We start from the raw sequence: 13,504 nt of genomic DNA, 5'->3' as shown, positions 1-13,504 counted from the left end.
TTGATATTGACTCGGAATTTGGCTGGCCTCATTCTGGCTCAAACTGGGGAGGCCTGTTCGATGAGTCAAAAAACGCTGACACGTATGGATCTAAGTGAATCCGTCTTTCGCGAAGTGGGGTTGTCGCGAAACGAAAGTGCGGACTTGGTCGAGTCCGTTTTGAACCATATGTCCGACGCGCTGGTCGCTGGCGAACAGGTCAAGATCTCGTCCTTTGGCACCTTCTCGATCCGCGACAAGGCCGCGCGCGTGGGCCGGAATCCCAAGACAGGCGAAGAGGTTCCCATCAACCCGCGCCGTGTTCTGACGTTCCGCCCCTCCCACCTGATGAAAGACCGGGTCGCCGCTGGGAACAAAAGGTAATCCGCCATGAGCAAGTCCGCAGACGCGTTCCGCACGATCAGTGAAGTGGCTGACTGGATGGACACGCCCGCGCATGTTCTTCGGTTCTGGGAAAGCAAGTTTACCCAGGTCAAACCGGTCAAACGCGCCGGTGGTCGACGGTATTACCGTCCCGCCGACATGCGGTTGCTTGGCGGTATCAAGAAACTGCTGCACGAAGATGGAATGACCATCAAGGGCGCGCAAAAAATCCTTCGGGAAAAAGGTATTAAGCACGTTGCTTCACTTTGTACATTAAGTGTTGGAGAAGACGACGACGGCGATGACGTGATGATCGAAGACGTGGTTGCCACCGAACCGCTGGACACGGTTGTGCCGTTCACCAAAACTGCGGACCCTGCCCCTGTGGCAGCCAAGGACACTGTTGACCCGGTCCCTGTGGCTGATGCGCCGGAAGAGGCCGTAGACGAACCTCCACTGGAGGAGAACACTGCGCAGGACGACCTTCTGCCGCCCGTTGCGGAAACGATTGCGGAGCCCCTTGAGACGCCTGAACCAGTCGGCGAAGCGGGCCCGGAACGAGAGGCAAACTTCGCCGAAGATGACGCGGCTGAAGACAACCCGGACCCGACCCCGTTGCCCGGGTTCTTGCAGCGCTCCCTTGATGACCGCAACGCAGCGGAAGCCGTTGAAGATGCGCCGCAAGAGGTTGCCGACGAGAGTGCGCCCGAGCCGGAACACGAGGTTGAACCCGCCGTCGCCCCGCCGACGGAACCGCGCGCCGGTGCCTTGTCTGCGCTGGCCAGGATCACGCGGCTGACACCCGAGTCGGCGCGCGAGATTGCGCCACTTGTCGAAAAGCTGCGCAAATTGGTGGCCTGACAGCCCGCGACATTTCACGCATTTTCGCCCTTGCGGCCTGATCCAAAACCGTTATGACAGGCACCAGTCGGGCTATGGCGCAGCCTGGTAGCGCGTCCGTCTGGGGGACGGAAGGTCGCAGGTTCGAGTCCTGCTAGCCCGACCAATCATTTACATCGCTATCACTTTTGCCCACGCGAAAATCGCTCTCGCGTGGCGGTCTCCAGCTTGATATGCAAGGCCAACTGCGGACAAGGACGACAGATATGACCGGCGTTTTGGCCAACCAGCAAATCACCGCGCTGATGGAACAAGGCGTCATCGCCGCCGAGCGTCCCTTTGTCGACGGTCAGGTTCAACCCGCCAGTCTTGATCTGCGCCTGGGCACCGTGGCTTACCGCGTGCGGGCGTCGTTTCTAGCGGGCAAAGGTCAACGCGTCGAAGACCGGTTGGCGGATTTCGAAATGCACCGCATTTCGCTGAACGGCGGCGCAGTCCTTGAAAAAGGGTGTGTGTACCTGGTGCCCTTGATGGAGCGTCTGTCCCTGCCCGATGGGATCAGTGCTGTGGCCAATGCCAAAAGTTCGACCGGACGGTTGGACCTGCTGACCCGTACAATTACCGATGAAGGCACCGAATTTGACCGCGTCGCTCCGGGATATACCGGGCCGCTTTATGCCGAGATTTGCCCGCGGTCGTTTTCCGTGTTGGTCCGTCCCGGCATGCGCCTGAACCAGATCCGGTTTCGCAATGGGCAATCAATCCTGTCGGACGACACCCTGCACGCGCTGCACAACGAACAGACACTGGTGAATGGCGGACCCGCCGTGATCAGCGACGGGTTGGGGTTTTCGGTGGACCTGAAACCAGCGAACGGCGATCTGGTGGGCTACCGCGCCAAACCTCATACGGGTGTGATTGATCTGGACAAGCTGGGGCACTATGCGCCGTCAGAGTTCTGGGAAGAGTTGCACACGTCAAACGGGCGGCTGATCCTTGATCCAGACGCGTTCTATATCCTTGTCAGCCGCGAAGCGGTGCATATTCCACCGGATTATGCTGCGGAAATGGCCCCGTTTCTGGCGATGGTGGGCGAATTTCGGGTGCATTACGCCGGGTTTTTCGACCCCGGTTTCGGCCACGATGCGGCAGGCGGATCGGGATCGCGCGGCGTGTTGGAAGTGCGCTGCCACGAAGCGCCTTTCGTGTTAGAGCACGGGCAGATCGTGGGACGCTTGGTCTATGAGAAAATGGATCAATCCCCGAGCCAGCTTTATGGCGCGGGGATCAAGTCGAACTATCAGGGACAGGGATTAAAACTGTCCAAACACTTTGCCAGCGATCAGGGCTGACGGTCATCCGGGTGCGGCTGGCTTGGCTTTTTACGCTTGGCCAGCGCGTTCTGGCCTGCGTTCATCCCGGCGTTGATGCCCGAGTTGACCACGCGGCGCATCACGGTGCGCATGACCATATTGATGATCTGATTGAGGTTCATGTCGTCCTCCATTCCTGCAAATTATCTGCCTCACCGCAGGAGATAGGAGACAATTGCGTCGAATTTCAGGCATTGTTCGCAAATTTTGATGCAATTTGGACGGGTCGCTCGACGCGGTGACGAGAAGGAAACCCTAGTCCTCGAACAACTCGGACTGGCCCTCTTCGGTTTCTTCTTCGGCATCGATATCACCGTCCCCAACCTGCGGCATGGTGCCCGGCGGTGGCCGGTTTTCCAACAGCCCGGCTGCGCGCAATTCCTTGAGGCCGGGCAGGTCCCGGGCGGATTCGAGGCCAAAGTGATCGAGGAAATTCTGCGTCACCACGAATGTGACCGGGCGTCCCGGCGTCATGCGGCGGCGGCCAAAGCGGATCCATTCCATTTCCAGAAGCTGGTCCACGGTGCCCCGACTGACCGAAACGCCACGAATCTCTTCGATTTCGGCGCGGGTGACGGGTTGATGGTAAGCGATGATCGCCAGCGTCTCGACAGCCGCACGGCTGAGCTTGCGGGTCTCGACCGTTTCTTTCTGCATCAGGAACCCAAGGTCGGGAGCCGTCCGAACCGCCCAGGCATCCCCCACCTTGACCACATTCACACCCCTGCCCTCATACCGCTTGCGTAGATAGACCAAGGCTTCGGCTGCGTCTGATCCATGCGGCATCCGGTCGTTCAACTCTTTCACCGTGACCGGTTCCGCCGTGGCGAACAGGATCGCTTCGACCATGCGCTCTTGTTCTGCCAAGGGGGGCGCTTCGAACAGGCTTTCTTCGATGTCGGGCGTGTCAGTCACTGCGGGGCTCCCTGCGGCGCAGTTCAATCGGGGCGAAGGTGTCAGACTGGCGTATCTCGACCTTGCCTTCCTTCGCAAGCTCAAGCGAGGCGGCAAATGTCGACGCCGTGGCCGACCGCCAGCGCACCGGATCGGCATCCCAACCGTCCGGCATATAGGTGGCGATATCGGTCCAGGTGCCGGCAAAGCCGATCAATCCGCGCATCCGTTCCAGCGCTTGCTCCATCGTGAACACGGCGTCGCGGTCCATGACAAAGGGGCGAAATTCATCCTTGGTGCGGATGCGGGCATAGCCCTGCATCAGGTCCAGCAAGGTCGCGGTGTAGTCCACCTTGCGCACCCGTTCGACGGTTTCCGGCAGACCACGGGCAAAGAAGTCACGACCCAGCTGGTCCCGCGCCATGAGCTTGGCCGCAACGTCGCGCATCGCCTGAAGGCGCTCCAATTGAAACGCCAGATGCGCGGCAAGGTCTTCGCCGGACGGGCCATCCTCGGTTGGGTCGGGGGGCAAGAGCAGGCGGGATTTCAGAAAGGCCAGCCATGCCGCCATGACAAGATAGTCCGCCGCCAGTTCGATCCGCAGTTCCTTGGCCTTTTCAACAAAGGCCAGGTATTGCTGCGCCAATTGCAGGACCGACACCTTGCGCAGGTCCACCTTTTGGGTACGGCTGAGGTTGAGCAACAGGTCCAACGGGCCTTCGAACCCGTCCACATCCACGATCAACGCTTCCGCTGCCAACCGGTCGGCGACAGAGCTGTCAAACATGTCTGTGGGCGTTTCCGTCATGCACCGGACCTTTGCTCCAATGCCGCCAGCTTGGCTTTGAGGTCCGCAATGTCAATATCCTGCGGTATGGGCCGGGTTTTCAGGGCCGCTTCGGCCCGTGCCTGGCTGGCCGCCGGCATCGGGCCGACGCGATCAAAAAGCGCCTGTCGTTCAGCCAGATCGCCATTGCAGTGCAGAATCACATCACATCCGGCCGCCATCGACGCCGCGCCGCGCTCTGGCACGGTGCCAGACAAGGCCTGCATGGAGACGTCATCGGTCATCAGCAGGCCGGTGAACCCGATCTCGTCCCGAATGCGCCGGATCATGCTGGGCGACGTGGTTGCCGGTTCGGTTTCGCCCAAGGCGGTGTAGACCAGATGCGCGGTCATTCCCATGGCGAGGTCCGAAAACGGTGTGAACGCGGCAAAGTCCGCAGCTTTTAGGTCATCGGCAGGTGCATCAATGACCGGCAAATCCAGATGGCTGTCCATCTGTGCCAGACCGTGGCCGGGGATGTGTTTGATCACCGGAAAAACGCCGCCCGCCATTAATCCGTCGGCGACGGCCCGACCAATCGACACCACGGTATCCAAACTCGATCCATAGCAACGGTTCTGCAGAAAGGGATGTGTTTCGGGCCGCGCGATATCCAGCATCGGGGCGCAGTTGGCGTCGATGCCCAAGTCCATCAACTCCATCGCAATGATCTGGTAGCGCAACCGCATGGCCTCGACCGCGTTGGCACCAAGCCGCGTCACGTGATCCAGTGGCGGTGCCCAGTCTGTGGCCAGTGGCGCGCGCAGGCGTTGGACGCGACCGCCTTCCTGATCAATGAAGATCGGCGCATTCCAACCCACACAGTCGCGCAAGTCTTGTGTCAGGGCGCGGATGCCGTCCCTGTCCTTCAGATTGCGGTCAAACAGGATAAACCCGAACGGGTTTGCCTCAGAAAAAAACGTGCGCTCGTCTTTCGACAACCGCACGTCCTCGCAGCCATAAATTGCTGCCGCAAAGGGTTTTGCGCTCACCGGCTTACCACCGGGATGCAATCAGCGCCTTCGGCCACCAACGCGGCACAGAACCGGCGCGAGTCGCTGAGATCGGCAAAGCCATGCGCGCGCAGTCGGTAGAACACGCGTCCGCCGGAAGTCGCCTGTTCAATCACGCGGTCCTTGTCGTTCAGGTATTCGCTGAACCGCACGTTCAGTTTGATCCATTGTTCGCGCGCGATCTCGGGGCTGTCATAGGCCCCGAACTGGACAAGCCGCGTGCCAGCCGGGATGTCCGCAGCCTTCATTTCTGAGGCACCCGTCAACGCAGGTGTCGGGACCGACAATGACGCCTGACGCAACCCGGTCGGGCGCGGCGCGGGACGCAATGACCGCGACACGCCGGGAACGGACGCGGGGATAAGACTGGCCGTGGGCGCAATCGCGGCGACCTGCGCTTCAACCGCGGCTTCAAAGGACCCGGCATTCGGATCCGGTGCGATTTCGCCCAAGGGCGTTGCATTGGCGGCAATCTGATCGGCAAGCGCCTTGATCGGGTCTTCGGCGTTCACGATGTCACTCAGCGCGATGGCCGCTTCGTCTTCGGCCGCGTCCTGACGCAAGGATGCCAGGGCCACAACTTCCTGTTCGCTAAGCGTTTCCGGGACCGCAAGCTGTGCCACTGGCATGTCTTCGTCCGAAATATCGAGGGGTTGCGGGGCCAGAACCAGCTTTTCCGGCGGTGGCGCAGAGGCGCCTGTTCCAGCCACATCGTTCACCGCCAGACCTTCGTGTCGTGCGATCTGGCCGCCGGGGTTGTCCGGGGCCACGCGCATCGGTCCGTCAATCGCCCGCACCACCGGCACGCCCGAGACGTCCCGCATGATCAGCCGATACCCCCACACCGATACACCAATGATCAACGCCAGAGACATTGCTGCACCCAGCCAATTGGCTGCCGACGCAATCCCACCTGACGTTTCTTCCCCGCGTGCGGGGCCCGTCATATGCATGTCTGCCATGTCCGCCTCTTGTCCCGGCGGTCAACGCCACCGGTGTTTCTTGCCTTTGCCTCGGCCAGCCATGGCGCTTTTGTCAGCGCATTTCTTCGACTGGCGTCACACCCAAGATACCAAGACCAGAGGAAATAACAACCGACACGGCCCGCGCGAGGGCGATTTTCGCCTGTGTCGCCTCGGTGTTGCCTTCCTGCAAAAAGCGCAGGTCAGGCACATCGTTGCCCTTGTTCCACAGCGCATGCAGATCGGACGCCAGTTCATAAAGGTAAAAGGCCACTCGGTGCGGTTCATTTGTGCGCGCGGCGATTTCCACCAGGCGCGGCCATTCCGCCAGTTTACGGGCAACGGCGAGTTCGCTGTCATGGGTCATTTGAGACAGGTCGGTGTTCGCAAGGGCCGCGTCATCGACGGCAATCCCGGCATCGCGGGCCTTGCGCAGCACCGAATGCACACGCGCGTTGGCGTATTGCACATAGAAGACCGGGTTGTCCTTGGACTGTTCCAGCACCTTGTCGAAATCGAAATCCAGCGGTGCATCGTTCTTGCGGGTGAGCATGACAAACCGCGTCACATCCGGGCCAACCTGTTCGACCACGTCGCGCAGGGTCACAAACGTCCCTGCCCGCTTGGACATCTTGAACGGCTCACCGTTTTTGAACAGCTTCACAAGCTGGGTCAGCTTGATGTCCAAATGCGTCTTGCCACCGGACAAGGCACTGACGGCCGCTTTCATCCGTTTGACATAGCCACCGTGATCCGCCCCGAAAATGTCGATCAGCAGGTCATACCCGCGCTGCACCTTGTCATAGTGATAGGCGATGTCGGGGGCGAAATATGTCCAGGCGCCATCCGATTTCTGGATCGGGCGATCCACGTCGTCGCCATGTTCGGTTGATTTGAACAGTGTCTGTTCGCGCGGTTCCCAATCCTCGGGCTTTTTGCCCTTGGGGGGTTCCAGCACACCGCGATAGATCAGGCCTTTATCATCAAGATCCTTGATCGCGGATTCGATCAGGCCCGTGCCGTAAAGGGATTTTTCGCTGAAGAACTTGTCCATCTTCACACCAAGCTGGGCCAGATCGGTGCGGATCAGATCCATCATCGCTTCAGTGGCAAAGTTGCGGATCTCTTCGAGCCAGACATCTTCGCTTTGTCCGACATAGGCGCCGCCCACCTTGTCCTTGAGCGCCTGACCGACCTCGATCAGGTAATCGCCGGGATAGGTGCCGTCCTCAAACGCAACCTCTTGTCCGTGCGCCTCAAGATACCGCAGGTAGACCGACCTGGCGAGCACATCGACCTGCGCGCCGCCGTCGTTGATGTAATATTCCCGCGTAACGTCATAGCCCGCGTAATCCAGCAAGGAGGCCAGCGCATCACCAAACACCGCGCCCCGCGTGTGGCCCACATGCAGCGGGCCGGTCGGGTTGGCCGACACGTATTCCACGTTGACCTTTTTCCCCTGCCCAACGGTAGATGTGCCATAGGTCTTCCCCGCCGACAGGATCGCCTTGGGCAGCGATTGCCAGACAGACGGATCAAGCCGCAGGTTCAGGAATCCCGGTCCGGCCACCTCGGCCGAGGAGACGCGCGGATCATCTGCAAGTTTGGCGGCCAATGCCTCGGCAATATCGCGCGGTTTCTGACGCGCGGGTTTGGCCAGCACCATCGCGGCATTGGTGGCCATGTCGCCATGCAGAGGGTCGCGCGGCGGTTCCACCGTGACATTGTCAAAGGCCAAACCTTCAGGCAGCGCACCTTCGGCGACCATCGCTGTCAGGCTGTCAATTACAAGCGTCCGAATGTCGGAAAAGAGGTTCATGTCACACGTCCTTTGTCTTGGGCGTCCTCTACCACCTGAGGGCGCGGCGTCAAATGGCGCTTACGCCTGTCCCTCCGCTTTTGCGCGATGCTCTTTCATGGGCACCATCGAGATCAGGCGCGTTCCCGGCTGATCCTTGACCTCGGCGTCGGCATTCAGGATGCGCAGCGCCCCCTTCGGGCCAATTTCGGCAAACAGAACACCGTCGGGATTGGTGTCGCGCCAGTCCTGCATCGAAAATTCATCAGACAGGGTTGTGGCGCGGAATTCCCACCCATCCCACATGCGATGCTGGAGCTGACGGTAGGTCTCGTTTGCGCCAATCTTGCGCCCGCCCAGCTTTGGCGGCAGCGCGTAGCGCGCACTGTCCGAGGTTTCCCGGTTCAGTTGGTAGACGTTTTCCCGGCCAAATTCCGGTGCAAGATCGGTGGCGACCAGCGTGTTATAAGCGTCATTGTCGGTTGCGGCGATGACCTTTTCGTAAGCCATCAAGTCCAGCCAATGCTCGGCGGCTTCGGACAGGATATCCCCCGAATAGATGCGCAACCCGGCCTCGCGCGCGTCGCGCAGGTGGCTTCGGTTCGGATCAGACACCATGACAGGGATATCCTGAAGCGTCAGGATTTTTCCCAATTCAACCGACCACTTGTTGCCCCCGACAATTAGGACACCCGGCGTGGTCGATGCGGTCAAACCCAACGCCTTGGCCAGCGGTTTGAGCGAAAACCCGTGCAACACAACGGTTCCCGCCACTAGCGCAAAGGCCAGCGCCGACACACCGGCGGCGTCTTCGATCCCGGCCTGCACAAGACGGTCACCAAACAGCCCCGCCACCGCAACCAGCACAACCCCGCGCGGACCGGTGAAGGCGACCAACAGGCGCTCTGCCCAAGGCACGTTGGAAAAGGCCAGCGCAACCAGCACCGTCACCGGGCGGGCAAACAGGATCACGGCGGCAACGGTGGCCAAGGTCTGCCAGTTCATCGCGCGCAGCGTGTCCTGGGACATGTTCGCGGCCAGCAGGATGAATACGCCTGACACAAGAAGAATGGTCGCGTGTTCCTTGAAACGGTGCAATTCGGCGTGGCTGGGCAGATGTGCGTTGGCGATCAGCACCCCCATGATGGTCACAGCAAGCAATCCGCTTTCGTGCAGGACCGAATCCGTTGCGGCAAAGGTGCACAGCACCACCACAAACAACACCGGCACTTTCATGTATTCCGGCACCCAGGCCTGCTGAAACGCGCGGGACAGGCCAAGCCCGGACGCGATCCCGACGGCCGTGGCAATGGCAATGCCGACGATCAAGGATGTGATGGCCTCTTGCGCCGAGGCCGCGGCACTCCAGACCAACACCACCTCGAACGCCAGCACAGCCGCCAGCGCGCCCACCGGATCGTTGACGATGGCTTCCCATTGCAGCAACGCCGCCGGACGCCGTCTTAGCCGCGCCTGACGCAGCAATGGCGCAATAACCGTCGGCCCGGTCACAATCATAATGCCGCCAAACACCGCCGATGTGGCCCAGCTCAGCCCGCCGACATAGTGAAGAACCGACGCAGACAGGACCCAGCCCACAGGCGCACCAACAATGACCAGCCGTTTGACCCCGGTGGCCGCATCCGTCAGCGATTTGAAATTCAGCGTCAGCCCGCCTTCGAACAGGATGATGGCAACGGCGATGGCCACAATGGGTTGCAGCAAATCGCCCAGAGCCACAGAGGGATCAAGAATCCCCAAGACCGGCCCCACCAGAAGGCCTGCGGCCAGCATAAGCACGATGGCCGGAAGGTTCAGGCGCCACGCCAACCATTGCGCGCCGACGCCCAAAGCGCCGATCAAGGCAATTGCGGTGACCGGGGTCAGTCCCCCCTCTGCTGGTGTCGCCATCCGTTGTCCTTTCTTAAGACCTGTCGGCCATGACATCCGCGCCGGTCAGGCGCGCGTGTTCCTGGAGGGCGAACCTGTCGGTCATCCCGGCAATATAATCCGCGACGATGCGTGCAAGTTCCGTGTCCGATGAAACTTCCGCGACGTCCTTGCGCCATTGCTTGGGCAAAAGGGACGGATCCGACATGAAAAGCGGGAACAAAGTGTCGATGACATCCGTCACCTGTTTGCGCATCAGAACAACATCCGGCGCGCGGTACATCCGGTGGAACAGAAATTCACGGATCACCTTCAGATCGGCCCAAAGACCGGGGGAAAACTGCACCATCATCTTGCCAGCGTGACGGATATCGGTTGGCGTTTGCGGGCCCAGATCGCGCAAATTGCGCTTGGTGACGGTGATCACATCAGACACCAGAAGGCCAAAGAACCGGCGCAGTGCCTCGTGGCGGCGGCGGTAATAGTTCAGGCCAGGATAAGTGCGATCCACCTCGGCAAAACAATCACTTACGATGGGAAGCTCGGCCAGCTCATCAGTTGAAAACAACTCGGCCCGCAGACCATCATGCAGGTCGTGGTGGTTGTAGGCAATGTCATCTGACAGGGCCGCCACCTGCGCTTCGGCGCTGGCATGGGTGTGCAGTTCCAGATCGTGAACCTTGTTGTAATCCGCCAGCGCCAAAGGCACCGGTTTGCCCACCGGACCGTTATGTTTGGCAATGCCTTCAAGGGTTTCCCAGGTGAGGTTCAACCCATCGAAATCTGCGTAGTGCCGTTCCAGAGAGGTCACAATCCGGATCGCCTGCGCGTTGTGATCAAACCCGCCATAGGGGCGCATCAGACGATCCAGCGCATCTTCGCCGGTATGGCCGAACGGCGTGTGCCCCAGATCATGCGCCAGCGCGACGGCCTCGGTCAGTTCCAGGTCCAGACCCAACGTTTTGGAGATCGTGCGGGCCACCTGCCCCACCTCAATAGAATGCGTGAGACGGGTGCGGAAGTAATCGCCCTCATGTTCAATGAAGACCTGCGTCTTGTGTTTCAGCCGACGAAAGGCCGAGGCATGGATGATACGATCCCGGTCCCGCTGAAAGCAGGATCGGAATTCACTTTCCTCTTCCGGATAGAGCCTGCCGCGTGATCCTGCCGGATCGCACGCAAATTGCGCCGTCATCGCCGCCCGCCTGTTCTTGTCGCCTGTCCCAACAGCCCTTATATTCGGGGCAACGCAGAATTTAAAGCAATCCGAGGGCGATATGCAGCTTCCTCCCACCGTGACCACCCGCGCATTCGAGCGGCTTTCCGAAATCGGGGCCAGCGCCGAAGGCAAAGCCTTGCGCATTGCCGTGGAAGGCGGGGGATGTTCAGGCTTTCAATACGAAATCAAGCTGGACGACCCTGCCGAGGATGATCTGGTGCTTGAGGGTCAGGGCGAACGCGTGGTCGTGGATTCGGTGTCTCTACCGTTCCTGTCCAATGCCGTGATTGATTTTTCCGAAGAACTGATCGGCGCGCGGTTTGTGATCGAAAATCCGAATGCCACATCCTCTTGCGGATGCGGCACAAGTTTTTCGATGTAGACTGGGGGCGCTGCCCCCGTCCCGGATGGGATCCGGGACTCCCCCGAGGTATTTTCGAAACAGAGAGGGTCTAATGGACCGTGCCAGCATCGGCGCGCGCAAACCCGTGGAAAAACGCTTCGAAATGGGCGGATGAGGTTTCGGCCTGGGACAGCACGGTCATCGCTTCTGGCGACAGCGCGTCTTCCATGTGCAGGCGCATTGATCCCCAATCGCCGCTGCGCGCGTCATCAAGATTGAACATCGCTTCGGACATTTCGCGCATCGGCGCGGCGCGCCATTGGCTGTGATCGAACCGCATGCGGTCATAGACAAAACCCTTGGCAAAGGCCGCATCGCCAACAACGGATTGGTGCCAGTTGCAGACAAGGAATTCGTGGTAATCGTCCTGCACGCTGACATCGGGTCCGTCCTGCACGGTAAACAACGCTGTTTCGCGTTGCAGCCAGTCTGTCCAAAGATCCGGCGGGGTCTCCCCTGCGAAATGCATGGCGATGCAAATCTCTGACAGCAGGTCGGCGTTTTGTTCGATAAAGGCCAGCAGACCCGCGAAATGCAGACTGCGCTTGGCAGCGGCGTCCAAATGCGGGTCCTTCCGACCATATTCGCTCAGGTAGAACACGATATGGGTCAGCTCGTACGCGGCTTTCTTGTTGGGCAAGGCAAAGGTGTCCGAACGTGCCATGAAGGCCCTCGCGCGGTCTTCCAGCGCCGGGACATCGCCATTGGAACGAATACCGCGGCGGGCCATCAGGCGAACCGCTTCAAGGCGCTGCAGATCGGACAGTTCCGCTTGTGGCAAATCCTGCGCATCGGCCCAGGCCACCAGCGATTCCGCGCGGTTGCCCGTCATGCCGAGATCTTCGAGGTCCAGCGCGATGGACAGGAAAAAACGATAATATTGCGGGAAAAACCGCATGCGTTTTTCGAGGCTTTCGTAGAACGCGGCGTAAGGCGCAAGCGCGGCTTCGCCCGGTCCGGTTCCGGTGCTTTCCAGAATGTTCAGGATTTCCGCGTTTTCCTTGAGCCAGAACACGTCATCACCAAACCGGCGGTGTTCGGCAAAGCAGCTCAGAAGCGCGCCGAGACGCGCTTCCTGAGGATTGATCCGGGACGGGGGTGTAAATTCGATGACATTTGTCATGATCCATATCTCCTTTGGAAGGGACAGGACAACCGCCCGCCCCGGGTCAAATCAGGGGTCAGGACCCAGAGGTGAAAAGCGCGCAACCTTCGCCGTCGCTGGTCCGCTCGGCCGTGGTTGGGCTGGACCCCGAGGTGAACGCCTCAACCGCATCGCCGGTTGTCGCATCGCTTGTCAGCGGAGCAGAGCCGGATGTGAACGCTTCGACCGCATCACCTGTACGGGCATCAGATGTGGTTGGTGCAGAGCCGGACGTGAACGCCTCAACCGCATCACCTGTACGGGCATCGGACGTGGTCGGAGCTGAGCCGGACGTAAACGCCTCTACCGCATCGCCTGTGCGGGCGTCTGATGTGGTTGGCGCAGAGCCGGATGTGAACGCCTCAACTGCATCACCTGTACGGGCGTCGGACGTGGTTGGCGCGGAACCGGATGTGAACGCTTCAACCGCGTCACCTGTGCGAGCGTCGGACGTTGTCGGTGCCGAGCCGGACGTGAAGAGCTCGACCGCATCACCGGTGCTTGCGGATGTGCTTTGTGGGGCGGAGCCGGAGGTGAACAGGCCTGTTGCGTCGCCGGTCAGCGCTGTTGAGCTGGTCAGTGGCGCGGACCCGGAGGTGAACATTTCGACGGCGTCCCCCAAGAGCGCGTCGGCTGACGCCATGGGTGCAGAGCCGGATGTGAACAGAGCTGTTGCATCACCGCCATGAAGGCTGCGGGAAACGCCCGTATCCTGCTGTGCGTCAACGGAATTTTCAGTAATTTCGATTTTACGAAGTGCGGTCATTTGGACCTCCTGT

At 60.3% G+C, this 13,504-nt stretch carries 14 protein-coding genes and 1 tRNA gene; 5 read left to right on the top strand and 10 right to left on the bottom strand.

All coding sequences use genetic code 11. The features are described from left to right. Window positions 1-60: 60 nt before the first annotated feature. From ihfA to MWU54_RS00280, 4 genes are all read left to right on the top strand, one after another. Window positions 61-363 (top strand): integration host factor subunit alpha, encoded by a 303-nt coding sequence (gene ihfA, locus MWU54_RS00295; protein WP_247080051.1) that lies wholly within the window; start codon window positions 61-63, stop codon window positions 361-363. Window positions 364-369: 6 nt separating this feature from the next. Then, window positions 370-1,224: a MerR family transcriptional regulator gene (locus MWU54_RS00290; RefSeq protein ID WP_247080050.1), complete on the top strand. Its 855-nt coding sequence runs from the start codon at window positions 370-372 to the stop codon at window positions 1,222-1,224. Window positions 1,225-1,292: 68 nt separating this feature from the next. Beyond that, window positions 1,293-1,369 (top strand) — tRNA-Pro (locus MWU54_RS00285). Between the two features lie 100 nt (window positions 1,370-1,469). Further along, on the top strand, window positions 1,470-2,555 hold the full coding sequence (locus MWU54_RS00280; RefSeq protein WP_247080049.1) for a 2'-deoxycytidine 5'-triphosphate deaminase: 1,086 nt from the start codon (window positions 1,470-1,472) through the stop codon (window positions 2,553-2,555). On the opposite strand, the gene MWU54_RS00275 is transcribed toward MWU54_RS00280, so the two are convergent. The 8 genes from MWU54_RS00275 to MWU54_RS00240 form a co-directional block, all read right to left on the bottom strand. Next, complete coding sequence (locus tag MWU54_RS00275; protein WP_247080048.1) at window positions 2,546-2,698, bottom strand: hypothetical protein; 153 nt, start codon at window positions 2,696-2,698, stop codon at window positions 2,546-2,548. The genes MWU54_RS00280 and MWU54_RS00275 overlap by 10 nt on opposite strands. Before the next feature lie 133 nt (window positions 2,699-2,831). After that, window positions 2,832-3,491, bottom strand: coding sequence for an SMC-Scp complex subunit ScpB (scpB, locus tag MWU54_RS00270; RefSeq protein WP_247080047.1), 660 nt, complete (start codon window positions 3,489-3,491; stop codon window positions 2,832-2,834). Next, window positions 3,484-4,278 carry a ScpA family protein gene (locus MWU54_RS00265; protein WP_247080046.1) on the bottom strand — a complete coding sequence of 265 codons (795 nt, stop codon included), beginning with the start codon at window positions 4,276-4,278 and terminating at the stop codon, window positions 3,484-3,486. The genes scpB and MWU54_RS00265 overlap by 8 nt, the downstream gene beginning before the upstream one ends. Next, a complete protein-coding gene (locus MWU54_RS00260) occupies window positions 4,275-5,288 on the bottom strand; it encodes a glycoside hydrolase family 3 N-terminal domain-containing protein (protein WP_247080045.1) in 1,014 nt (337 codons plus the stop codon). Before MWU54_RS00260 ends, MWU54_RS00265 begins: the two co-directional genes overlap by 4 nt. Further along, window positions 5,285-6,271, bottom strand: coding sequence for an SPOR domain-containing protein (locus tag MWU54_RS00255; protein WP_247080044.1), 987 nt, complete (start codon window positions 6,269-6,271; stop codon window positions 5,285-5,287). The genes MWU54_RS00260 and MWU54_RS00255 overlap by 4 nt, the downstream gene beginning before the upstream one ends. Window positions 6,272-6,344: 73 nt before the next feature. Continuing rightward, a complete protein-coding gene (gene argS, locus MWU54_RS00250; RefSeq protein WP_247080043.1) occupies window positions 6,345-8,090 on the bottom strand; it encodes an arginine--tRNA ligase in 1,746 nt (581 codons plus the stop codon). A gap of 60 nt (window positions 8,091-8,150) precedes the next feature. Further along, complete coding sequence (locus MWU54_RS00245; RefSeq protein WP_247080042.1) at window positions 8,151-9,980, bottom strand: sodium:proton antiporter; 1,830 nt, start codon at window positions 9,978-9,980, stop codon at window positions 8,151-8,153. A 13-nt stretch (window positions 9,981-9,993) separates the two neighbouring features. Next, window positions 9,994-11,154, bottom strand: coding sequence for a deoxyguanosinetriphosphate triphosphohydrolase (locus MWU54_RS00240; protein WP_247080041.1), 1,161 nt, complete (start codon window positions 11,152-11,154; stop codon window positions 9,994-9,996). Between the two features lie 82 nt (window positions 11,155-11,236). On the opposite strand from MWU54_RS00240, the gene MWU54_RS00235 reads away from it, so the two are divergent. Then, the gene (locus MWU54_RS00235; RefSeq protein ID WP_247080040.1) at window positions 11,237-11,560 is read left to right on the top strand and encodes an iron-sulfur cluster assembly accessory protein; all 324 of its coding nucleotides are present in this window, start codon (window positions 11,237-11,239) and stop codon (window positions 11,558-11,560) included. Window positions 11,561-11,630: 70 nt separating this feature from the next. Here the strand turns inward: MWU54_RS00235 and MWU54_RS00230 are convergent, their stop codons facing one another. Both MWU54_RS00230 and MWU54_RS00225 read right to left on the bottom strand, forming a co-directional pair. Further along, the gene (locus tag MWU54_RS00230) at window positions 11,631-12,704 is read right to left on the bottom strand and encodes a hypothetical protein (RefSeq protein ID WP_247080039.1); all 1,074 of its coding nucleotides are present in this window, start codon (window positions 12,702-12,704) and stop codon (window positions 11,631-11,633) included. A 58-nt stretch (window positions 12,705-12,762) separates the two neighbouring features. Then, window positions 12,763-13,368 carry a DUF6749 family protein gene (locus MWU54_RS00225; protein ID WP_247080038.1) on the bottom strand — a complete coding sequence of 202 codons (606 nt, stop codon included), beginning with the start codon at window positions 13,366-13,368 and terminating at the stop codon, window positions 12,763-12,765. Between the last annotated feature and the right edge of the window lie 136 nt (window positions 13,369-13,504).

This window comes from Marivita sp. S6314 (genome assembly GCF_023015985.1).
Classification (GTDB): domain Bacteria; phylum Pseudomonadota; class Alphaproteobacteria; order Rhodobacterales; family Rhodobacteraceae; genus Marivita.
Note: the sequence above shows the minus strand (reverse complement) of the source record. Positions and strands in the feature narration are given on the sequence as shown.